This is a genomic window from Pseudomonas rhodesiae (genome assembly GCF_013285305.1).
GTDB lineage: Bacteria > Pseudomonadota > Gammaproteobacteria > Pseudomonadales > Pseudomonadaceae > Aquipseudomonas > Aquipseudomonas rhodesiae.
On the sequence record NZ_CP054205.1, the window covers coordinates 3,004,890 to 3,026,696 of the forward strand.

A 21,807-nucleotide genomic window follows, 5' to 3' on the forward strand; every position below is an offset into this window, starting at 1 on the left:
TTCAATTCAGTTGTTTGGCGTGTCGAGCACCAGGTTCAGTTCACTGGCCAGGCGTTGGCGGGCGGTTTCATCGGTCAGCAGGCTTTGCAGGTGTTTGCGAAAGGCCGGGACATTACCCATAGGGCCTTTGAGCGCAACTAAGGCTTCGCGCAGTTCCAGCAACTTATTCAACTCAGGTACTTGGCGGGCGACTGCGTCCGGGCTGAAGTCATTGATGCTTTTGAATTGAAGCTGAACGCTCAAGTCAGTGTCGAAGTCGTTGTTAAGAACGGACGGAACAGTCATGCATAGAGCAACTTCTGCTTTGCTCAGTACTTCATTGAATGTGTCTTTATCTATTCGAATGGATTGCCTGTCTTCAAGGGCGCTTAGTTCACCATGGCCTTTGAAATCGCCCGTAATCAAAAGCTTCAGGGGCAGCTCAACTTCAGCTTGTTGATCACCGGTGGCCGGGACGTACTTGATGTTGACGCGTTCTTTGGGCGCGACGGAACCGTGAGTTTTCGACATGAGAAAAATCCATTTCGTAAGGTCGGCATATTAAAAACAGCTGTTTAAAGATTTGTCATGTAGGACGGTGCGGATGCGATTTGTGGGCGGTGGATGTAAGAAAAAAACGTTGAGACTATTGCTGTAAGTTTTCTTACGCATTTGGCAGGTGTATCTGAGAGATGCTTCTTTTTGTTCGCGTTTAGCAGAAAGTAATGGGTCTTTTAGTTGCCTGTTTAATCGAACTTGGGCGACGCTTTTAAAGTTAATCAAAAGAACTTTGAGGGGAGGCGCTCATGTGCAACGGATGGCGAGGATGGAAGTGGGGGCTTTGCCTGACGGTCGTGGCCGTAATGGACGTGCAAGCAGCGACTCAAGATTGCCCTTCCATCGTCTCGCCCTTGAAGCGTCTGGAGTGTTTTGATCTGGCCGCTGGTACGCCCATCCATCACGCACCAGCGGCGCCACGTGCCCTTGGCCGGGTACTGCCGATTGTTGACCTAGTCCAGCGCAATGAGGCCAAGCGTCCGCCCGAGGATCAGCGTTTTCTATTGTCGTCATTCCCAGAGCCGGACAACGACCAGCAACACCGTCTGGTGATTTCAGCCCCAGCCTTGGGCGCGTTGCCGCCTCGGCCTTACTTGGCCATCAGCTGCGAATCGAAAATTTCCCGCCTGCAACTGGTGTTGGATGAACCGGCCAAGCCCAACAAGATACGCATACAGCTGTTCAAGGATGAGCGCCCGGTGTCCGAGGCCTACCAGTGGCAGGTCTTGGACGACGCTGGTCTGGTGGTGGATGCCGGGCGCGGGCTGCAGGCCATTGCCTTGTTGCGCAATATGGGCGGCGGCCAGCGCCTGCAACTGGAGAGTGACTATCCCCGGTTGCACGGCTTGGTATTCGACGCTGAAGGGCTGGGCGAACTGATCGAGCAGGAGCGCCAGGTATGTCGCTGGTGATCGACGTGCCGGTAGACACCGTCAAGCTGTTGCTGACTCCCATCGACCCGGAGCAACCCGCCGGGCATTTCGATATCGAGGACGAAACCTACCAGGCCATCGACCAGGAAATGGTCAAGCTCGGCGGCCTGCGCGAAGGCGACATCGACTGGCCGTATATCGACGAGGCGTCCCGTGAATACCTGGCGACCCAGTGCAAGCACTGGCGCATCCTCGGCCATCTGCAAGTGGCATGGCTGCGCACCCGACAGTGGGCGCGCTGGGCCGACTCCCTGGGCTTGATAGCCGGCATGGTCGAGCTGTATTGGGACAGTGCCTACCCCAAGCCTGGCCCGACCGGCTACCTCAACAAACGCAAGCAGGTGCAGCGCCTGTTGGGCGACTTGGGGCAGGTGTTGCCGACCCTGGAGCGCAGCAGTTTTGAGCCGGCCTATCAGGCGGCGGCCCAATTGGCCCTGGCCAACCTGCAACGGTGTGCCGAAAGCGCCAAGCTCGACCCGGCCCCGCTGGACGCGTTGCAACGCCAACTGGACAAATACAGCGAGCCGGTCGCTGCCACCGAGCCCGCCCGTGCGGCCACCTCCGGCGGTTTGCTGGAGTCAGCCTTTTTCAACAGCCCCAAACCGCAGGCGCCGAGCAATGAGCGTGAACAACGCCGCGCTGTGTTGAATATGGCCGAGCAGATCAATCAGCAAGACCCCTACGACCCCACCGGCTACCAATTGCGACGCTTCGGCCTGTGGTCGCATTTGCGCACCGCGCCGCTCATCACCCGTGACCGTCGTACCGAATTGACCGCTGTGCCCAAGGACATTGTCGATGGCTATCAGGACGCGCTGAACCACAACGCCCTGGACCCGAACCTGCTGCTGCGTATCGAAAAAAGCGTCTGCGCCTCGCCGTACTGGTTGCGCGGCAGCTACCTGGCCGCCCAGGTCGCCTCGCGCCTGGCGATGGATGAAGTAGCCGCAGGCATCCGTCAGACCTGCGAGCGGTTTGTCTGCCGCCTGCCAGCCCTGTTGGAACTGTGTTTCAGCGACGGCACACCGTTCGTTGATGCACAAACCCAGGCTTGGATCACCGGCGCCGATCAGGTGCAAACCACCGGTAGCCCGGTGCAGGAATACGCCGGCCTGCGCGACGAACTGACCACCCAGCTCAACAGTGAAGGCGTCGAAGTGGTGCTGCTGCGCCTGCAGGACCTGCACGCCAGCCATGACGCCCCGCGCCAGCGCAGCTACGCCACGGTGATTGCCGCCGACCTGCTGGCCTCGCGTGGCCTGTCATGGCTGGCGGATGATCTGTACGCCAGCGTTGCGCGACTGATGCGCGATACCACGGCGCAGGGCTGGGAGCCGGAGCTGTACCGGAAAGTGGCGCAACCCATCGACGACAGTCATTTGATTAAAGCGGTTAAGGAGTAGGAGCGATTTATGGGGATGGTCTGGGGTTACCTCAAACGCTGGGGCCTGCCGGTACTGCGCCAATTCAACCAGGCGGTGCCCGTACTGGTGCTGCTGGGCGTGGTGTTTTTATTGATTGCCATTTGGTGGCTGGGCCCACAGTGGACTTGGCGCGAGCACCAGCCGCTGAGTGAATTGGCGATGCGCGTCTCGGCCAGCGTTGTGGTGTTGGTGGTGCCGTTGTTGATCTGGGCATGGCGGGTGCGTAATCGCTACCACCGGCTGCAGCTTGAACGCCAACATGAGGCCGCCGTACAGGCCGACCCCTGCCTGCCTTATATCGAGGCGCAGGAACGGGCGCTGGACCGCAGCCTGGGCAATCTGCTGAACAACATGGAGCGCCGCCGTTCGCTCTATCAACTGCCGTGGTACCTGGTGCTGGGCGAGGAAAATGCCGGCAAGACCAGCCTGATTACCCGCTCCAACCAGAGCTTTGCCTTGTCCCATGTCACCAAGGCTGGAGTTCGGGTGCACCAGGAAGAGCAACTGGCTTATCCCGTGGACTGGTGGATCGGTGACGAGGCGGTATTGATCGACCCGCCGGGTGAGTTTCTCAGCCACCCGGAGCCAACGGCTGACAGCGTTGCGTCGCAGGGCAAAGTCAAACCGGTATTGCCGGCCGGCACCCACCCGCGCCTGTGGCGGCACCTGCTCGACTGGTTGGCGCGCAACCGCAGCCGACGGGCACTCAACGGGGTGGTGTTGGTAATAGATGTGCAGGCCTTGTTGGCGCAACGTCCCGAACAACGCAAGGCCCACGCCAACCTGCTGCGTACCCGGCTGTTTGAGCTGACCCGGCAACTGGGCACGCGCTTGCCGGTGTACGTGACGCTGAGCAAGTTCGACCTGCTGGAAGGCTTCGAAGAGTTCTTCGCCCGGTTGTCGCGCAGTGGGCGTGAAGACCTGCTGGGCTTCACCTTCAGCCTCGACGCGGTGGATGATTTCGATGCCTGGCTGGCGGAGCTGACGCGCCAATACCAAGCCTTTGTCGCCTGCCTGAGCGAACAGATTTTCGACGGCGTCAGGACCTCATCTGGGCTCACCGAACGCGATCGTTTACAGGCGCTGGTGCATCAGATGGCGGGCCTACGCCCGGCGCTGTTTGGCTTCCTGAGCGAAATGCTCGGCAGTGATCGTTTCACCACTCCGGCGTTGGTGCGCGGGCTGTATTTTTCCTCGGTCTTGCAGCAAGGCACCCTGAGCAACGTCTTCGTCAAAGAAGCCGGGCAGGCGTATCAACTGCCGCCCCCGCCCCCCGAGGTCAAACCGGCCGGTGGCACGGCGATCTACTTTGCCCAGCAACTGTTCCAGCGGGTGATCTACCCCGAAGCGGGCCTGGCCGGCGACAACATCAAGGTGGCTCGCAACAAGCGGCGGCTGCTGATCGCCGGGTTCAGTGTCGCGTCTTTGGGCGTTCTGGTGGTCATCGGAACCTGGCAGTTTTACTTCAATATCAACCGCGACAAGGCGGCCAGGGTATTGGCCAAAAGCCAGGAATTCAGCGGTCGCGATATCGATGCCAAAGTCGATAGCACCGGTCGCAACCTGTTGGCACCGCTGGACCAGATCCGCGACGCGGTGCTGGTGTACGGCGATTACCGCGAGGCCTGGCCGTTGCTGTCGGATATGGGCCTGTATCAGGGCCGGGCGATAGGCCCGACGGTGGATGAGGCTTATCTGAATCTGCTGTCCAAGCGCTTCCTGCCGGCGATTGCCAGCGGTGTGCTGGACGCCATCAATGCCGCGCCCGCCGGCAGCAATCAGCAACTGGCGGCCCTGCGTGTGTACCGCATGCTCGAAGAACGCCAAAATCGCCGCCCGGCCATCGTCGAAGAATGGGTCGCCAAGCAGTGGCAGCGCGCCTATCCGGGCCAAGGCCAACTGCAGGCCGACTTGATGGGGCACCTGGGCTACGCATTGAAATACGCCGACGCCGATCTGCCGCACTACCGGGAACGCATTGCCCAGGTGCAACAGCAATTGCGCCAGTTGCCCATGGCCGAACGGGTCTACATGAGCCTGAAACAGGACGCCCTGGAGCGATTGCACCGTCCGCTGGACCTGCGCAACGAAGTCGGCCCGGCGTTCGATATCGTCTACCGCCCGCTGAACACCGATCAAGAGGGCAGCGGCCTGCAGTTGCCGCCGCTACTCACCGCCAAGGGCTTCAAGGACTACTTCGAGCCCGGCACCGAGGGCATCATCGAACTGGCCATGATCGACCAGTGGGTGCTCGGCGAACGACAACGCCTGGACTACTCCGACGAAGACCGCAAAGTGCTGACCCAGCGGATTCGTGCGCTGTACAGCGCCGACTACGTGGACAGCTGGCGACGCGCACTGAATCAGTTTGCGGTCACCGACTTCGACGACCTCAGCCATGGCGTGGCGGTGCTGGAACAAGTCACCGGCCCGGCCACCCCCCTGCGGCGTCTGCTGGAAACCCTGCGCGACAACAGCGTGATCTACCCGGCGGTGCCCGTGGCCGAAGGCCAGGTGCCGCTCACGCTGGACAAGGTATCGGACGGCCAGCAACAAGCCGCCGGCATCCGCCGCGCGTTCTCCAACCTGGCTGAGCTGATCACCGCGCGAGGCGAGCAGCCGTCCTATTACGAAGAAACCCTGCGCTCGGTCAGTGCTGTCTACGACTACGCCAAAGCCGTGCACGACAATCCCGACCCCGGCAAGGCGGCGCTGAAAACCGTGCTCAACCGCTTCTCCCTGGGTGGTGCCGACCCGATTGCCAACCTGCAACGTGTCGCCGTGGGCCTGCCCGAGCCACTGAACCAACAGGTCAAAAAACTCGCCGATCAGACCTCACAGGTACTGGTGATTGCCGCCTTGCGCGAACTGGAAAAACGCTGGGACAGTGAAATCTACAGCTTCTACCGCGACCGCCTGGCAGGCCGCTATCCGTTCAAGGCCAGCGGCGAGGACGCCTCGCTGGAAGACTTCGAAGCCTTCTTCGGCCCGCAAGGTCGCCTACAGCAGTTCCACGATCAATACCTGAACGTGTTCCTCAAAGACAACCTCGACGCCCTGTACTCCGACAGCCTCGGCGGCTACCTGGTGCGCAGCGACGTACTGGAACAGCTCAAGAAGGTCGAGCGCATCCGCGACACCTTCTTCAACCACCGCGGCCACTTGGCCGTGCAACTCACCATCGAACCCCTGGCCCTGAGCGCCACCCGCCTGAGCAGCATGCTCAGCGTCGACGGCCAATTGATCCCCTACCAGCACGGCGCGCCGCAACGCACCGGGTTGGTGTGGCCCAACAGCCTGGGCAATAGCCAGGGCAGTCAATTGACGCTGGTGCACAGCACCGGCAACACGGCGAGCCTGAGCTATCGCGGGCCATGGTCGCTGTTTCGGCTGCTTAGCCGCGGGCACCTCAATGGGCGTACCGATACCCGCGTGGACCTGACCTTCGCCGTCGCCGAGGGGTTGATGCGTTATCGGATTTGGGCGGAGAAGGCCAATAACCCGATCACTCAGCGCAGTTTTGAAGGGTTTGTGTTGCCCAGGACGTTGTTGGAGGTGCGTCGATCAAAGAACACCATCAACAAGGTCGGGGATGTCGCTGCAACAGCGTTCAGCGAAGAGGGCAACTAAATAAGCGAATGCTGCATACAAGTAATCACAAGTGAAACAGGACGATTAGATGGCAATCAAGCTACAAATATTGACTGACGATCCAAAAGAAATTGAATTGATTAAGCGTTACTGGGCAGTCGATGAGTCAGGGCAATATCTCGAAAAGGTGAGTGCTCTAGGGGGCATTATTGAAATGGCTCAGGGTGTCACACTTGCCAGCTTCATACGGCAACGTTGCAATGCGTTCGATGAAAATCAGGTCTGTACTAGTTGCGCAAAATTGATCGAAATCAAAAATCGCTCCGAGGCCAAAAAGGTCCCTGCGCGATCCACTAAACTTTGTACCCCCTGTCAGAACGACCAGGACGCGATTGCGTTTGAAGCTGAAAAGGCGAAAGCCGCAGAGCTTGAACGGCAGTTGATCGAATATGCCCGTAAGCAGTCAAGCCGTACGGTGGACTATTCAGAGATACCGGATAATCAGGTGCTCCTTCTGTTGGCGTTAAACAGGGCCATTACGCCGAGATTGACTAACGGCGGCTTCACACTAGGTGACTGCCGCGGACTGGCACCTAGGTATGTCGGCGACTTTGTTATGCAATTGCGTGAGGCTGGACTGATTCTTGATGATCCCAGTAAAGCCAGGCCGGGCACTTATTATTGGGAGGGCGATGAGATTTGGATGTTGAGGGACCAGGTGGTCTACCGTTTGGTTCCAGATGCCGCATCAAGGAGTGCGGATGAGGTCATTCGTAGCCTGTTGGATAGGGTGTACACAAATGCTGAAGGGCTTTTTAACCTGTGGCTTGATTACTCAGTCGCTGATGTCATGCGCTATCTGGCTAACCAGTGCGACCTTTACCATCATGATCTGTCGGGACAAGAGCTGGAGGAAATAAAAAGTACGATGCGCTCAGCATTGGAAACCTACAGCGTTTCACAACTTTGGTCGGTGGTCTGGAAGGTCGTCAGAGACGCCGCAAGTTTAGCCAATCGCGAGTACTACAACCGTCCCAAAGCGGCTGCGACCATTCCTGGAAAGATTCGGCGTAACTTGGAGAAGGTGCAGCGCGAGTCTATTGAACTCAAGGCATGGAGTCGCCCGGACCAGCATCCCGTAGGCACATTGGGGATGGTGCTGGGTGAAATTCTGGGTGTTGACGAAAATAGCTCAGGGCACATGGTCTCTTCCCTTGTTAACTGGCTCACCGGGCAAGGGTGTTCACCTAGTGCCGGAGCAGAGCTTGACGAACCGATACGGGAATTGATGACCATAGCGTTGGCCCTCGATGTCAGCTCCTCAGTGATGCTGCGGTTTGCGGAGTTGATTCGTGCCGGCCATGACGTTGGTTCTGCCATTGAGGAAATTGGTGAGACGCTTCGGTCGTAAAGGCAGCGGGGAAATTTCAGAGGAAGAAGATGCGGGTAGCAAGCCTGTCCATCACGGCGTCTGGGTGGGGTGGGAGAGACGCTGCTGCTGAAGGCTGTCGCTATCATTTTGTGCGTTCTATGATCCGCAATGTTATCGTGCTATCACGTATGACTGCTTCGTCAGGGACTGAAAGGGGACAAGATGACCGATTTTGAGCAGCAACCTTTTGCGGACGCCGAGTTTGCAGAGAATCCGGAGCAACGATGCCCCTGCATACTGCTGTTGGACACGTCGTCGTCCATGAATGGCGCGCCAATCCGCCAATTGAACGATGCGCTGCAATTCTTCAAAGAAGAGTTGTATGCCGATGCAATGGCAGCGAAGCGGGTAGAGTTGGCAGTGGTGACCTTTGGACCGGTTAACGTTCAAACCGAGTTCACGACCGTTGATGGTTATTTCCCTGAAATGTTAGAAGCCAGTGGTGTTACGCCAATGGGAGAAGCCGTTGAGCGTGCGTTGGATCTGTTGCGTGAACGCAAAGAGCGTTACCGAGCCAACGGCGTCAAGTATTACCGGCCTTGGGTTTTCCTGATTACAGACGGTGCACCTACGGATAATTGGCAGGAAGCGCGCCGACGTGTTCATGAGGGCGAAGAGCGAAAGGAGTTCATGTTCTACTCCGTCGGTGTTGAGGGGGCGGAGATGTCGACTCTCACTCAGTTGGGAACACGTCAACCTCTCAAGCTGAAAGGTCTGGCGTTTCGAGAGCTCTTCGCTTGGTTATCGAGCTCGCTGAGCGCCGTATCGCAATCGAGTCCGGGGGATGCGGTTCCTCTCGCCAATCCGACAGGGCCAACGGGGTGGGCAGTTGCAGAATAGACTGCATTGGCGCTGGGCTGCGGCATCGTGTATTGGCACGTCGCATCTACGAATGGGTACGCGCAAGCAGGATGCGTTTAGCGTCATGCGCGTCCACCCAGATGCAATGTGTGCAATCGTTTCTGATGGTGCGGGCAGCGCCAGCCACGGTAGGCAGGGGGCAGCGTTAGTCTGTCGCACTCTGCTGGTCGATTTTCGTAACTGGTTTAAACAGCATGAGGTTTTACCAGGCGACGAAACGATCATGTGCTGGATTGACCACCTCCGCGATCATCTTTCTATGGTCGCGCAGAAGCGAGGCGTAACTCGGCGACAATTTGCTGCCACACTGGTCATGCTCGTGGTGTTCAAAGATCAGGTTTTGGCCTTACAGATCGGCGATAGTGCACTCGTGGCGCGCAAGGCGGGTGTGTGGGAGGCCATTTGCTGGCCGGAGAATGGTGAGTTTGCTTCGACGACCTATTTCGTTACCGATGATCCTGAAGTTCGTCTGCACACCTATCGCTTCGATCGGGAGCACGACGCGTTCGCGCTTTTTTCAGATGGGCTTGAGTCCGTTGCGCTGGAGCAGGCTACGCGACAACCTTTTGCTCGCTTCTTCGACCCGATGATCAAACCGGTGGATCAAGCACGGGCGGATGGGCGCCTTGCTGAGTTATCAGACGCACTCGCGCGTTATTTGCAAAGCCCTTCGCTATGTGAACGCACGGATGATGACAAGACGCTCATTTTGGTGTCGTATCGATGAGTTATACGCAGGTCAAGATCGGCGGTAAAACCGAGCGACTCGACAAGCAACTGGGCAAAGGCGGCGAAGGCGATGTGTACGCGCTGGTAGGGCGCGGAGATTGCGCGGTCAAGATCTACAAGTCCGAGTTGCGAGGTTCCCGCGAGAACAAAGTTCGAGCGATGATTGACGGGCGATTGGCTGGTGCAACAACCCTCGTGGCTTTTCCGGCCGAAGTGGTGACTGATGGCTCTGGCAACTTTCTCGGTTTTACCATGCGGCTGGTGGCGGGATACCGAGCGCTGCATGAGCTATACAGTCCAAAATCCCGCAAGATGCACTTTCCAAAGGCTGATTATCGCTTTCTGGTCCGCGTGGCTCAGAATGTCGCACGTGCTGTCGCCACAGTGCATCAGGCCGGGTGTATCATCGGTGACCTCAATCACTCTGGGGTTCTGGTAGGTCCCGATGCGACGGTCGCATTGATTGATGCCGACAGTTTTCAGTTTAGTTTGAAAGGCCACGCTTATCCTTGTGTGGTGGGCACCGAAGACTTCACACCACCGGAGCTTCATGGAGGTAGTCTTGCAAATGTCGTCCGCACTCAGGCTCACGACAATTTCGGCCTTGCGGTTGCTATTTTCCAGTTGATTGCGATGGGTAAGCACCCCTATGCCGGCCGTTATAGCGGCCCGGATCTATCTTTAGGCCAATCGATCGCACAGAATCGCTTTGCATTTTCAATGGTTCGACGGAACGATACACGTACCACGCCGCCGCCCGGCTCTGTGCTGCTCGCGGATTATCCTGGATCAATAGCGACGGCAATGGAAAGCGCGTTTGGTCTCTCACCATCGTCACGTCCGGACCCCGCTACTTGGGTCAGTTTGCTCCAAGGACTCGAGAGGGGATTGCGCCGCTGCGCAGACGTATCAACCCACTATTTTCCAGGCTCGGCAACTTCTTGTTTGTGGTGTCGGCTGGCGAGTCAGTCTGGGGTCGAAATGTTTCCCCAAGGTCTGGCTGTTGGTACTGTGCCGTTGGCAGGGCCTTTCGATTTAGAACGCGTGTGGGCGGCTATTCGAGCAATGCATCTCCCTGTTCCAGAGGAGGTTCTGCCGGTTTGGAATGGCACCATCGCTGCCCCCAGCGTTGCTGTGACGCAAGCAAAGGGTAAGCGTCATGATCCAGCGATCATGGGAGGCGTCGCTTTACTAATTGCAATTATTGGTTGTGTTTTCGCTCCAAGAGCAGCCTTGCTGTGGGGCGGTCTCGGCCTTTTCAGTTTAATTCGGGTCTTTGCTACCAATAAAGTGGACTCAACGCCTTTCCGCAAAGCCTATCAAGATGCTGACAGTAATGTGCGCTTGGCGTCTCAAGCTTATCTTCAAAAAATTGGTCTGCGAGAGATGCATATCTTGCATGCTGATTTGGAAGATACAGTCATTCGATATCGGCAGGTCGAAACGGGTCTTGCTCAGGCGCTCAGCCAACTGAAGTTGACACGCGAGGAGCGCCAGCGCGTAGTTTTCCTGGATCGATTTTTGATCCGACGGGCGTCCATACCTGGCATCGGAGCGGGGAAGACTGCCACGCTTGCTTCTTTTGGTATTGAGACGGCTGCGGACATCACAGCTTCAGCAGTTCGAGCGGTGCCAGGTTTCGGAGAGGCGCTGACAGCAAAGATGTTGGCTTGGCGTCAGGGACATGAGAGCAAATTCCGCTATAACGCCACACCCGATCCGTCCGATCTACAAGCAGAGCAGTCCACTCGTGCGGCGTTCGCAACTAAACAAATAGAGTTCCAAAGAAAAATTCAGTCGGGATTGGCTGCTTTGCAAGCTGCTATACCACGCTGCCTTTCTGCCAAAAACGCACCAGATCAGGCGCTCTCGCATGCACTCCAAGCGCGTGCAATCGCCCAACATGATTGTGCTGCGTTGGGGATTAGTGTGCCTGCGCCAGCTGCAATCTCCATCGATGTTCCCAAAAGAACGCAGATACAGCCGAGCAGAGCCCAGCCAGCGCCGGTGACCTCTCGTTCGTCGGTGTCGACTACCACGCGTTCATCTGCAACAAACGCTTGCCCGAGTTGCGGCGCTTCCATGGTTCGTCGTACGGCACGTAAGGGGAAGCATGCGGGGCGTCAGTTCTGGGGGTGTTCCAAGTTTCCCGCATGTAAAGGCACGAGAAGCTAAGGCTTCACTAGCCGGTCAACTGCGCTTTGCCGCGTCTCCCGAAGGTCAGAACGGCCAATGCAGTAAGCCGCGCGATTCACAGGCTTGCCATGCCCAAAGAAGTAGTCAATAATCCGGTCCATAGAAAGCGTTGTGATCTTAAAACTTCAACGATTTCATAGGGATAGATGGCTAGTAAGCGTCTCGTTTCCCGCTCCACTATCTGATTTTTATTCTCATCGTCAATCTGTTGTCACTCGCGCGGCGTTCTGTCTTTACAGGTCCAAATAGTCAGCCCATTGTTGAGCCGCTTCCCGGCGCTGCGCTAGCAGTTGCGCGCGTGCATACACAGCCCCCAGCGCACGTGGCATCCGGTGGGACAGCGACAATTCAAGCACGATGGGATCAATTCCCAGGTGCTCGTGGGCAATAGTCCTGTAGGTGGCACGAAAGCCGTGGGCAGTGATGCCGTACTCCGGCCAGATATGCTGAAACGACTTGAGCATTGAAGTGGGGTTGATCGGGCGGCCTGGATAGACCGGCGAGACGAACACCCAACCTTGACCTTTGTCGTCCACCACGCGCGTTTGTCTGAGCTTACGCAACAGGATGAGTGCTTGTTCAGGTAAGGGCACGATGTGTTTGCTTTTGTCCAGATGTCTGGTCTTGCTCACTACGTAGCGCCAATCGGCGCCGACCAGGTCGACATCTTCCCAGCGCATCCGCACGAGTTCGCCAGGGCGTACGGGCAACATGACCAACAGGCGCATCGCGTTGGCCACACTGCCGTCATCGCACTCATCCAGGCGTAAAAGGAACCTGCCCAGATCGGCTGGCCTTTCAATCGCCGGATTGCTGGTAACGACGTGGCGAATCCTCAACTCCTCGACATTGCTGAGCGCCACGTTGCGCTCCACCCAGCCGCGGCCTTCAGCGAAGCCGAGGATGGAACGGATGATTGTGCGTACACGGCGGGCCATAGCCATGAGACGTTGCTGGCGCAGTGCCGTGATGATGGCGGTGACGTGTTCAAGCTTGATCTCGCTGACCGGTTTACTGCCGACTGCGGGCAAAATGTGGTTTCTCAAGGCTCCGCGAAAACCCGCGATGGATTTGCTCACCAGATGGGCAGACTTGAAAGTCATCCACTGCTCAGCTACGAAGGCGAAGGTGCGCTGTTCACTGAGCCGCTGTGCCTCGATCTTGGCGGTTTTAGCCTTGAGCGGCGCGATGCCGTTCGCCACGTCGCGGCGTGCTCTGCGGGCAATCTCTCGCGCCTCCTTCAGGCCGATATCCGGGTACGAACCAATCGAAAACCGGTTTTCCTTGCCATGCAGGCGATATTTCAAGCGCCAGAACTTGGAAGGAGGGTTTCCGATTTTGCGTGACGCGCTCACCTCCAAGTAAAGACCGGGGACTTCGCCATCGGCATGTTTGCCAGGGGTAGTCAGTGCGCGTACGAAAGCGTCGGTCAGTTTACGCTTGAACAGAGCGCCTTCTCGGGCGTGCATAAGTGGGGGCATCATTTTTTAAAAAATGAAAATATGCCCCCAATTATGCCCCCAAAAGCGTCAGAACCCCTTGGTATTGGACGGACGTCCATGGATTACAGATGCTGTAAGCAGATGTTTTATAAGCCTTTATAGAACATAGTAGAACTCTGTTACAAACTCTCGGGGTCGCCAAAGAACATCTGAATACGCGACCGCAACCAGCGCTCTCCCGGATCGTTATCCTGTGAACCGCGCCACGCCATGTGCAGTTCAAAACTGCGCACCGGCAGCGGCGGGTCTTCTGCGCGCAAGCCGCCGGCCGAGGTCAGGGCTTCGGCCGCGTAGTCCGGTACGGTGGCGAGGATGTCGGTGCCGGCCAGCAAGGTGCCCAGGCCATTGAATTGCGGCACGGCGAGTACGACGTGGCGCTTGCGCCCGAGTTTTTCCAGCTCTTCATCGATAAAACCGCTCAGGTCGCCGGCGAACGACACCAGGGCATGGGGGCGGGCGCAGAAGTCGTCCAGGCTCAGGGAGCCGGGCACGCTGTCGGCGCGCAGCAGTTTAGGCAGGCTGCGGCGCAGCACTTTGCGCTTGGCGTTGGCCGGCAGGTCGGCGGTGTAGCTGACGCCGATGGAGATTTCGCCGGAGGCTAGCAGGCTCGGCATCAGGATGTAGTTGACGCGGCGCACCACCAGCACGATGCCGGGGGCTTCGGCGCGCAGGCGCTTGAGCAACTGGGGTAGCAGGGCGAATTCAACATCGTCGGACAGGCCGATGCGGAATACCGCATTGCTGGTCGCCGGGTCGAATTCGGCGGCGCGGCTGACCGCAGTGGAGATCGAGTCCAGGGCCGGCGAGAGCAGGGCAAAGATTTCTACTGCGCGGGCCGAAGGTTCCATGCTGCGCCCGGTGCGCACGAACAGCGGGTCGTCGAACAAACCGCGCAGGCGCGACAACGCGGCGCTGATGGCCGGCTGGCCGAGGAACAATTTCTCGGCGGCGCGGGTCACACTGCGCTCGTGCATCAAGGTTTCGAATACGATCAAGAGGTTCAGGTCGACACGACGCAGGTCGTTACGGTTCATCTTGTGTCCTGGAAGAGTCAGCAAACTTGACGAGAGCAGTCACAGGGAGCCGTTGGGTTCCCTCTTGCAGCATGACCGGCATGAATCTTACGGGGAAAGACTGGTACTCTGCACCGGCTAATTGAGTTTTCCTACGATACTTAAGGTCTATTCATCAGACGCGGAATCAATGACAGGCATGTCGACTATTAATGGTGACCGATGGTCTTGCCAGGAAAGCCCAGATAAAGTTCATGGCATTAGAGGTTAATTTGGCGAGGTTTGCGATGTCCCGCACGATCCGTTTTCACAAGTTTGGTCCGGCCGAGGTGCTCAAATGCGAAGAGCATGCAGCCGCGCTGCCCGCACCGGGCGAAGTGCAGGTGCGTGTCGAAGCGATTGGCATCAGTTGGTATGACATTTTGTGGCGCCAGAACTTGGCGTCTTCCCACGCACGTCTTCCTTCGGGCCTGGGCCATGAGATGGCAGGGGTGGTCGTCGCCTTGGGCGATGGCGTGGAGGATTTGGCCGTGGGCGATAAAGTGGCCAGTTTTCCGGCCGAAAGCCCCAATGACTATCCGGTGTATGGCGAGCAGATCGTCCTGCCCCGTTCGGCCCTGACGCGCTATCCGGACGTGTTGACCCCCATCGAAGCGAGCGTGCATTACACGCCGCTGTTGATTGCCTATTTTGCTTACGTGGATCTGGCACGGGTCAAACCGGGGCAGTTTGCATTGGTCACGGATGCCAGCCACTGTGCGGGCCCGTCTTTTGTGCAGTTGGGCAAGGCCTTGGGTGTACGGGTGATCGCCGCGACCAAGGACAGCGCAGAGCGCGAGTATCTGCTGTCGCTTGGGGCCGAGAAGGTAATCGTCACCGAAGAGCAGGACCTGCTTATGCAGATCAACAAGTTCACCGACAATCGCGGCGTAGACGTGGTATTCGATGGCCTGGGTGGTCCGCAGATGTCATTGCTTGGCGATGTACTGGCGCCGCGCGGCAGCCTGGTTCTGTACGGGCTGCAGGGCGGCAACCAAACGCCGTTCCCCGCGTGTGCGGCGTTTCAGAAGAATATTCAGTTCTATGTGCATTGCATCGGCAATTTCACCGGCAAGCCGGAACTGGGCATTGTCCAGGATCAGGTCGCTTTGCAACGGGCCTTGCGTGACATCAACCAGTTGACTGCTGACCGCGTGCTGGTGCCGCTGAAAACCACGGTGTTCCCGTTCAATCAGTTCGTGGAAGCACACCGCTATATGGACGAATGCCCGTGCCGAGAGCGTGTGGCGTTGCAGGTTGAAGCTGTTTAGCGCGTAGGAAGATTCGTAATCGGCTGTTTCGGCCAGCTGGCGCATGGGGCAAATGCGCCATTTGACAGGGCTTAAGCCTCGCCCTTCGTGAAGTGCCGATCAGGCTCTTCAGTCCCTGAATCCTGCTCTTGTCCCCCGACGCCGCACTGAATCCCAGGGCGGCGTTGTTGTGTATGCCCATTCGACATGCCTTCGGCTGTTCATCTGCACTGGTTTTCGACCAAGTTCTGTATCTATTAATCATTAATCCATCACTGATAATTGCGACTTCACATTCATCTCAAGGATTGAGCAATGATTGAATTCATGATGCCGCTACCGACCATCACTCGAACTACGAGTGCATCACTCATTTGGACTTTTGAAAAAAAGTGGGTTGATAACAACTCACTGATCGAAAGCCTGGAAAGTTGCTTGAGTGTATTTGTCGGACGCTTCTTTAAATAATTGGTTAAAGCTGTGTAGGAAAATGTCAGAGCCTTCCTAGGAATGACAAAAATATGAAGTTTATCCACTGATATCAGTGGGTTGCGCAGATCATGCTGGCAACGTTTCTCGGTGATCAAAGCGAGTCATTTCGTTGCGCGGTGCTAGTGTCTAGTTATCGGCGCACGGTGCGAAGGGCGAATTTCCTACATGCGCAATGGGTCAAGCGGAAACTGTCAGCAGTAGCTTGAAACTGATATTTCAACTCAGGTAGTACAACTATGAGCACTATTCACGAACAGGCTATGAATCATGTTTATCAGCAAGTTCTGCAGCGTTTGATCGGGCACTTTACTCGTTCGGGCAGGACGGCACTCCAGTTGTTGGTCCAACGCATTGTGGTGGCCGCAGGGGGCATGGAGCAGGTCGGGGATTACAAAGTGCTGGTGGCCCATGGGGGAGGCGAGGTCAGCAGTTACACGTTGGCGCTGTTACGCGCCGCGCAGTTGACGATCGCTGGTCGCGCTCCCCGAACGTTTCAGTTACGCGTGGCGACGTTACGCCACGCCGGCATGACCGAAGGGCAACTCGATACGCTCAATCGGGGTTACAACCGCCTGTTTCTGCACGATGACTCACGCGTCGAATTACTCATGGTGGAAAACCAGGAGGTCCATCCCTTCAATCACCTGCGTCCCGCGTCTGCGGTCGGGCGCGCGAACAGCCAGCGCAATATGCTGATGGTGGGGCACCTGAGTTCCGGGGACTGTCGCGCGGCATTGTGCAATGAAACCTACCTGGCTCTCGGCGATTTCTACCAGCGCGTCACGACTTGGAACGGCGGAGTTCACGCCTTGGTCAGCGGTGACTCCCCACGTAAGCAAAGCCAGTTTCTCGCCTGGCTGAAAAGAACCGCCGAAGGCGCTGGCATCCCCCCAGCCAAGGGGCGGGCGCGGTCGCTTACCGAATTGTTCGCACGCATGGACGAGTGGAGCACCGGCTACTACCGCGATGTCTATGGCGAACACTACGTTGCGCATGAGAACCCCAGCCCTTCAGGACACCGCCATCTGGCTTACATCGGCATTGACGATCTGCTCAAGGACGTCGACCTGCAATCCGCGACGCTATTGTCCGATTTCATGGCGTATACCCCCGATCCGCTGGGCTTTCATTTCAGCCACCCAAGCTATTCCAATCCGTTGCTGATGGCGCATTTGCGGGGCCTGCAAGCCGAATGCCTGCGCGATCTCGATTATGAAGACGGTGTAGACGGCTTCGTCCAGCAGGCCGCTCACTACATGCGACGCCTGCGCATGCCCGAGGAATTGTTCGCCGAGGCCAGCTCCCGCGAAGGGCGTTTGTTGTCGAGCACCTTTGCCCAGCAATTCTTCGGCCTGGATGAAACCCAATTGGTCTGCCTGCTGTCTTCACCGTTCATTCATCACGGTCAGCGGCTGGAAGGTTATCTGCGCCAGTGCCATCCCGGCATGCTTGTGGCACTGCCCGAACTGCACAAAGCGTTGCAGGGCAAGCCGTCGGCCGAGATGCTGCAACAATGGTTTACCGACACCAGCGGCCTACCCCTGCCGTTGTTGCAGCACCTGTATCGCAAACGTCCCTTGACCTGCGCCAACGGTCAGCGGCGCAGTGACCGTGCCGTGGCGCATGGCGCGATCCCGGCCTTTCAATTGTCCGGGCGATGACCCAGCGCGGCGAGCGCCAGGCGGATTTCGCTTATCAGGCGGTCTATCGCTACATGATCAACCTGATCAACGAGGTCAGCACGGACACCCGGGTAAAATTGCCGTCGCTGCGCCAGTTGGCCGCTCGCATGAACGTGTCGATATCGACGATCCAATACGCCTACTCTTTGCTGGAGAAAGAAGGCCGGGTCTATTCGGTGGCCAAGTCCGGTTATTACGCTTGGCCGATGTCGGCCAATCCTACTGCGTGGTTGGGCGGGGACTTGCTCGACCGGCTTTACGCTGCGGCCCGGCGCCCCGCAATGGTGGTGCTCAGCGGCGATGAGCCTGCGCTACAAGCTTCATTGGATGCCACCTTGCTGCGCCTGGAGCGTGAGTTGGTGCGCCAGTATCCCGGCCATTTGCAGCCGTGGGTCCAGCCGTGCGGGGTGTGGGAGCTGCGGGCAGCGCTGGCCGCGCGTTATACCTCGTCACCCACGCGGTGCTGGCACGCCGACGATGTTTACATCGGTGCCGATTTGCGTGGCGTGTTGGATATTTTGGTCGAAGTGCTGGGGCTCAAAGGCACCACGGTGATCGTCGAATCGCCTTGCGACTGGCTGATTCTGCGGCTGTTGCAGGATGCCGGCGTGCGCGTGATCGAGCTGCCCTGGACTGTCCAGGGGCGCTTGGACAGTGAAACCCTGGAGCGGCTGTTGCGCGATGAACCTGTGCATCTGGTGTTGCTCTCATCGGCGGTCAGCTTGCCTTCAGGCGTGGCGATGTCGGCCGAGGATCGTCTGACCGTGGCGCAGCGCTTGGATCACTACGGCTGCTGGCTGCTGGAAAACGACAGCCTCGGCGAGCTGAGCCGGGAGGTGCCACACACGCCTTTGCGCGACCTGGTCAACCCTGATCGGCTGATCGTGTTTTCGTCGTTCGAGAAAATCCTCGGCTCGGAAGCGCCCTACGGCTACTTATTAAGTCGGCGCATGAGTGCCGAGTTGCAACGCCAGTTTCTTTTGCGTTCTTTCCGCTTATCGTCAATACGGCAGCGCGCCATCGCCCGTTTGTACCAGAGCGGTCGTATCGAGCAGCACCTGTGCGCGTTGCGTCAGCAACTGCGCGAGCAAGCCGCGCACATGGGCTTGCGCCTGGCCCACCACCTGGGCGATCAAGTGACGTATCGCGTACCGGCGGCTGGCGCTACGTTCTGGCTGGGCTCGAACCGTGCGGTGGATATGCGCCAGGTATTCCAGTATCTGCTGGCGCGGCAGGTCGTGATCGCGCCTGGGGAACTGTTCAGCGTCAGCGGGTTGCATCATCAGTATTTGCGTGTAAGTCATGCCTTTAATGGGCAGCCGAGCCTGGAGAGTGCGCTGATGGCTTTGAGCGACGCGTTGCGCCAGGCGCAAACGGGTTGAAAATTCTGTTGTGTGTGTAGGATCGATACCGTCGCGCAGTAGTCCAACTCTCAGTAAACTGGCATTTTTTCCGAATTCTTCCTTTCCGAGGTTTATGCATGACAATCAGTCCTTTTGCGGGCAAACCGGCACCGGCCCAATTGCTGGTGGATATCCCGCGACTGGTCACGGCTTACTACACCGGCCAGCCTGATGCAGCGATCTCCACCCAGCGCGTGGCGTTTGGGACCTCCGGGCACCGTGGCAATTCGTTCGAGCTGAGCTTCAACGAATGGCATGTTCTGGCTATCAGCCAGGCCATCTGCCTGTACCGCGAAGCGCAGGGCATCAACGGCCCGCTGTTCGTCGGCCTGGACACCCACGCATTATCCACTCCCGCCGGTGCCAGCGCGCTGGAAGTCCTGGCCGCCAACGGCGTCCATGTCATGCTGGCCGAAGGCGACGAATACACACCGACCCCGGCCATTTCCCACGCGATCATTTGCTATAACCGCGGGCGGACCAGCGGCTTGGCTGACGGCATTGTGATCACGCCCTCCCATAACCCGCCGCAAAGTGGCGGCTACAAGTACAACCCGCCTAACGGTGGTCCGGCGGACACCCACGTCACCAAGTGGATCGAAGCCAAGGCCAATGAGCTATTGGCCAACCGGCTCGTTGGGGTCAAACGTATCACCCACGCCCAGGCGCTCAAAGCCGACACCACCCATCGCCATGACTACCTCAACAGCTACGTGGCCGACCTGATTAACGTGATCGATATGGACGCCATCCGCAGCGCCGACCTGCGCCTGGGCGTCGATCCGCTGGGCGGAGCAGGGGTGCGCTATTGGTCGGCGATTGCCGAGCACTACCGTCTGAACCTGGAGGTGGTGAACACCGAAGTCGACGCCACCTTCCGCTTCATGAGCGTCGACTGGGATGGCCAGATCCGCATGGACCCGTCCTCCAGCTACGCCATGCAAGGCTTGATCGGCCTCAAGGAGCGTTTCGACGTGGCCTTCGCGTGCGATCCGGACCACGATCGCCACGGCATCGTCACCCCGTCCGGCGGCCTCTTGGCGCCGAACAACTACCTGGCCGTGTCCATCGATTACCTGTTCCAGAACCGTCCTGACTGGCGCGCCGACGCTGCCGTAGGCAAGACCGTGGTCAGCAGTGGCCTGATCGATCGCGTGGCCACGCGCATCGGCCGCCGCCTGTACGAAGTGCCGGTGGGCTTTAAGTGGTTTGCCGACGGCCTGTTCGAAGGCTCCCTGGGCTTCGGCGGTGAAGAAAGCGCCGGCGCATCGTTCCTGCGCAAGGACGGCACGGTGTGGAGCACCGACAAAGACGGCCTGATCCCGGCGTTGCTGGCGGCGGAAATGACCTCGCGCAAAGGCCAGGACCCCAGCCAGCTGTACCGTGGCCTGACCGATGCCCTGGGCGAACCGTTCGCCATTCGTGTCGACGCCAAGGCCACCCCAGCGCAAAAAGCCCTGCTGGGCAAACTGTCGCCGGAACAGGTGACCTCCACCGAACTGGCCGGCGAGCGCATCCAGCAGATCCTCAGCCACGCGCCGGGTAACAACCAGGCCATCGGCGGCCTGAAAGTGATGACCGAAAACGGCTGGTTCGCCGCACGCCCATCGGGCACCGAGGACATCTACAAGATCTACGCCGAGAGCTTTGTGGGTGAAGAACACCTAAAGCGATTGGTGCAAGAGGCGCAGGTGTTGGTGGACGGCGCCATCGCCGAATAACACCGCAACGCTTTGTAAGAGGGGGCTTGCCCCCGATGGCGGTATTTCAGTCCACTGGTCCAGGGACTGAAATACCGCCATCGGGGCAGGCGTCGCCGCCGATTTTGGCTGTAAGGCGTCAGGTCAAGCCAGATCGACCAGCACGATCTCACTGTCCTCAATGGCCGTAACCCGTAACAGCTGTTCATCCTCGATCGCTACGCCATCACGGGCTTGCGCCCGTACACCATTAACCTCAATCACCCCGGTGGCTGGCACCAGATACGCTCGGCGCCGGCCCTCCAGGCGGTACTCAGCGACTTCACCGGCTTTCAGGTTCGCCGCCACCAGGCGCGCATCCGCACGAATGCGCAGGCTTTCGCTATCGCCGGCCTTGCCACTGGCCAAGGTGACGAAGCCTTCGCGCTCACCCTGTGGAAACGGCTTGGCACCCCAGGATGGGGGCAGGCCTGCTTCATTGGGGATAATCCAGATCTGGAAAATCTTGGTCGGCGTGGCTTCCAGGTTGTATTCGCTGTGGGCAATCCCCGTGCCAGCGCTCATGACCTGCACATCGCCTGCCTCGGTGCGGCCTTTATTGCCCAGGTTATCGGCGTGGCTGATGGCGCCTTCGCGTACATAAGTGATGATTTCCATATCGCGGTGCGAGTGCTGGGGAAAGCCCGTGCCCGGGGCAATGATGTCGTCGTTCCATACCCGCAGGTTGCCCCAGTGCATGCGCTTGGGGTCGTAGTAGTCGGCGAAGGAAAAGTGGTGATGGGCATCGAGCCAACCGTGGTGGGCGCCGCCCAGGGCGCTGAAAGGTCGCAGTTCAAGCATGATCGTCTCCTATGGATGGTGCCTATCATCCAGCAGCGCTTGATCGAGAAAAAGCGTAAAAAACGCTCCATTCTTATCGACTGATTCGATTGGATTGCCGCGTTTCAACTTTCACTTCATCGCCTAACTGCCTGATGGCACAGCAATTGGCTGGTACTGCGCGGCGTTTCCGGCGACCATGGGG

The 21,807-nt window shown here is 58.4% G+C and carries 15 protein-coding genes; 11 read left to right on the plus strand and 4 right to left on the minus strand.

The window, feature by feature from the left end:
- Positions 1–6: 6 nt before the first annotated feature.
- Positions 7–510 carry a type VI secretion system contractile sheath small subunit gene (gene tssB / locus HRH33_RS13650; protein WP_167417207.1) on the minus strand — a complete coding sequence of 168 codons (504 nt, stop codon included), beginning with the start codon at positions 508–510 and terminating at the stop codon, positions 7–9.
- Positions 511–842: 332 nt separating this feature from the next.
- On the opposite strand from tssB, the gene vasI reads away from it, so the two are divergent.
- The 7 genes from vasI to HRH33_RS26420 all read left to right on the plus strand — a co-directional run bounded on the left by vasI (position 843) and on the right by HRH33_RS26420 (position 11,681).
- Positions 843–1,448 (plus strand): type VI secretion system-associated protein VasI, encoded by a 606-nt coding sequence (gene vasI / locus HRH33_RS13655; RefSeq protein ID WP_167417206.1) that lies wholly within the window; start codon positions 843–845, stop codon positions 1,446–1,448.
- Positions 1,436–2,872, plus strand: a complete 1,437-nt coding sequence (tssA, locus tag HRH33_RS13660) for a type VI secretion system protein TssA (RefSeq protein WP_167417205.1) — start codon at positions 1,436–1,438, stop codon at positions 2,870–2,872. The genes vasI and tssA overlap by 13 nt, the downstream gene beginning before the upstream one ends.
- A gap of 9 nt (positions 2,873–2,881) precedes the next feature.
- Entirely contained in the window at positions 2,882–6,523 is a 3,642-nt protein-coding gene (gene tssM / locus HRH33_RS13665) for a type VI secretion system membrane subunit TssM (RefSeq protein WP_167417204.1), read from the plus strand.
- Positions 6,524–6,572: 49 nt separating this feature from the next.
- Positions 6,573–7,895, plus strand: a complete 1,323-nt coding sequence (locus HRH33_RS13670; RefSeq protein ID WP_167417203.1) for a hypothetical protein — start codon at positions 6,573–6,575, stop codon at positions 7,893–7,895.
- Between the two features lie 183 nt (positions 7,896–8,078).
- Positions 8,079–8,756 carry a vWA domain-containing protein gene (locus HRH33_RS13675; RefSeq protein WP_094065647.1) on the plus strand — a complete coding sequence of 226 codons (678 nt, stop codon included), beginning with the start codon at positions 8,079–8,081 and terminating at the stop codon, positions 8,754–8,756.
- A complete protein-coding gene (locus HRH33_RS13680; RefSeq protein ID WP_425326808.1) occupies positions 8,746–9,504 on the plus strand; it encodes a PP2C family serine/threonine-protein phosphatase in 759 nt (252 codons plus the stop codon). The genes HRH33_RS13675 and HRH33_RS13680 overlap by 11 nt, the downstream gene beginning before the upstream one ends.
- Positions 9,501–11,681, plus strand: a complete 2,181-nt coding sequence (locus HRH33_RS26420; RefSeq protein ID WP_178125583.1) for a topoisomerase DNA-binding C4 zinc finger domain-containing protein — start codon at positions 9,501–9,503, stop codon at positions 11,679–11,681. Before HRH33_RS13680 ends, HRH33_RS26420 begins: the two co-directional genes overlap by 4 nt.
- A gap of 254 nt (positions 11,682–11,935) precedes the next feature.
- On the opposite strand, the gene HRH33_RS13690 is transcribed toward HRH33_RS26420, so the two are convergent.
- Entirely contained in the window at positions 11,936–13,171 is a 1,236-nt protein-coding gene (locus tag HRH33_RS13690; protein WP_167417201.1) for a tyrosine-type recombinase/integrase, read from the minus strand.
- A 152-nt stretch (positions 13,172–13,323) separates the two neighbouring features.
- Complete coding sequence (locus HRH33_RS13695) at positions 13,324–14,238, minus strand: LysR family transcriptional regulator (RefSeq protein ID WP_034113643.1); 915 nt, start codon at positions 14,236–14,238, stop codon at positions 13,324–13,326.
- Positions 14,239–14,504: 266 nt separating this feature from the next.
- Here HRH33_RS13695 and HRH33_RS13700 point away from each other — a divergent pair, with 266 nt between their 5' ends.
- The 4 genes from HRH33_RS13700 (at position 14,505) to pgm (ending at position 20,804) form a co-directional block, all read left to right on the plus strand.
- Complete coding sequence (locus HRH33_RS13700; RefSeq protein ID WP_034138133.1) at positions 14,505–15,527, plus strand: zinc-dependent alcohol dehydrogenase family protein; 1,023 nt, start codon at positions 14,505–14,507, stop codon at positions 15,525–15,527.
- Positions 15,528–16,234: 707 nt separating this feature from the next.
- The gene (locus HRH33_RS13705; RefSeq protein WP_167417200.1) at positions 16,235–17,659 is read left to right on the plus strand and encodes a hypothetical protein; all 1,425 of its coding nucleotides are present in this window, start codon (positions 16,235–16,237) and stop codon (positions 17,657–17,659) included.
- Positions 17,656–19,062 (plus strand): aminotransferase-like domain-containing protein, encoded by a 1,407-nt coding sequence (locus tag HRH33_RS13710; protein ID WP_123479761.1) that lies wholly within the window; start codon positions 17,656–17,658, stop codon positions 19,060–19,062. Before HRH33_RS13705 ends, HRH33_RS13710 begins: the two co-directional genes overlap by 4 nt.
- A 98-nt stretch (positions 19,063–19,160) precedes the next feature.
- On the plus strand, positions 19,161–20,804 hold the full coding sequence (gene pgm, locus HRH33_RS13715; protein ID WP_094065663.1) for a phosphoglucomutase (alpha-D-glucose-1,6-bisphosphate-dependent): 1,644 nt from the start codon (positions 19,161–19,163) through the stop codon (positions 20,802–20,804).
- Positions 20,805–20,927: 123 nt separating this feature from the next.
- Here the strand turns inward: pgm and HRH33_RS13720 are convergent, their stop codons facing one another.
- On the minus strand, positions 20,928–21,623 hold the full coding sequence (locus tag HRH33_RS13720; RefSeq protein WP_167417199.1) for a pirin family protein: 696 nt from the start codon (positions 21,621–21,623) through the stop codon (positions 20,928–20,930).
- Positions 21,624–21,807: the final 184 nt, after the last annotated feature.

Coding starts and splice junctions, on each gene's coding strand:
- HRH33_RS13670 (WP_167417203.1), top strand. CDS start 6,573: ATGGCAATCAAGCTACAAATATTGACTGACGATCCAAAAGAAATTGAA.
- HRH33_RS13690 (WP_167417201.1), bottom strand. CDS start 13,171: ATGCACGCCCGAGAAGGCGCTCTGTTCAAGCGTAAACTGACCGACGCT.
- pgm (WP_094065663.1), top strand. CDS start 19,161: ATGACAATCAGTCCTTTTGCGGGCAAACCGGCACCGGCCCAATTGCTG.
- tssM (WP_167417204.1), top strand. CDS start 2,882: ATGGGGATGGTCTGGGGTTACCTCAAACGCTGGGGCCTGCCGGTACTG.
- HRH33_RS13695 (WP_034113643.1), bottom strand. CDS start 14,238: ATGAACCGTAACGACCTGCGTCGTGTCGACCTGAACCTCTTGATCGTA.
- HRH33_RS13700 (WP_034138133.1), top strand. CDS start 14,505: ATGTCCCGCACGATCCGTTTTCACAAGTTTGGTCCGGCCGAGGTGCTC.
- tssB (WP_167417207.1), bottom strand. CDS start 510: ATGTCGAAAACTCACGGTTCCGTCGCGCCCAAAGAACGCGTCAACATC.
- HRH33_RS13675 (WP_094065647.1), top strand. CDS start 8,079: ATGACCGATTTTGAGCAGCAACCTTTTGCGGACGCCGAGTTTGCAGAG.
- HRH33_RS13720 (WP_167417199.1), bottom strand. CDS start 21,623: ATGCTTGAACTGCGACCTTTCAGCGCCCTGGGCGGCGCCCACCACGGT.
- tssA (WP_167417205.1), top strand. CDS start 1,436: ATGTCGCTGGTGATCGACGTGCCGGTAGACACCGTCAAGCTGTTGCTG.
- HRH33_RS13710 (WP_123479761.1), top strand. CDS start 17,656: ATGACCCAGCGCGGCGAGCGCCAGGCGGATTTCGCTTATCAGGCGGTC.
- HRH33_RS26420 (WP_178125583.1), top strand. CDS start 9,501: ATGAGTTATACGCAGGTCAAGATCGGCGGTAAAACCGAGCGACTCGAC.
- HRH33_RS13705 (WP_167417200.1), top strand. CDS start 16,235: ATGAGCACTATTCACGAACAGGCTATGAATCATGTTTATCAGCAAGTT.
- vasI (WP_167417206.1), top strand. CDS start 843: ATGGACGTGCAAGCAGCGACTCAAGATTGCCCTTCCATCGTCTCGCCC.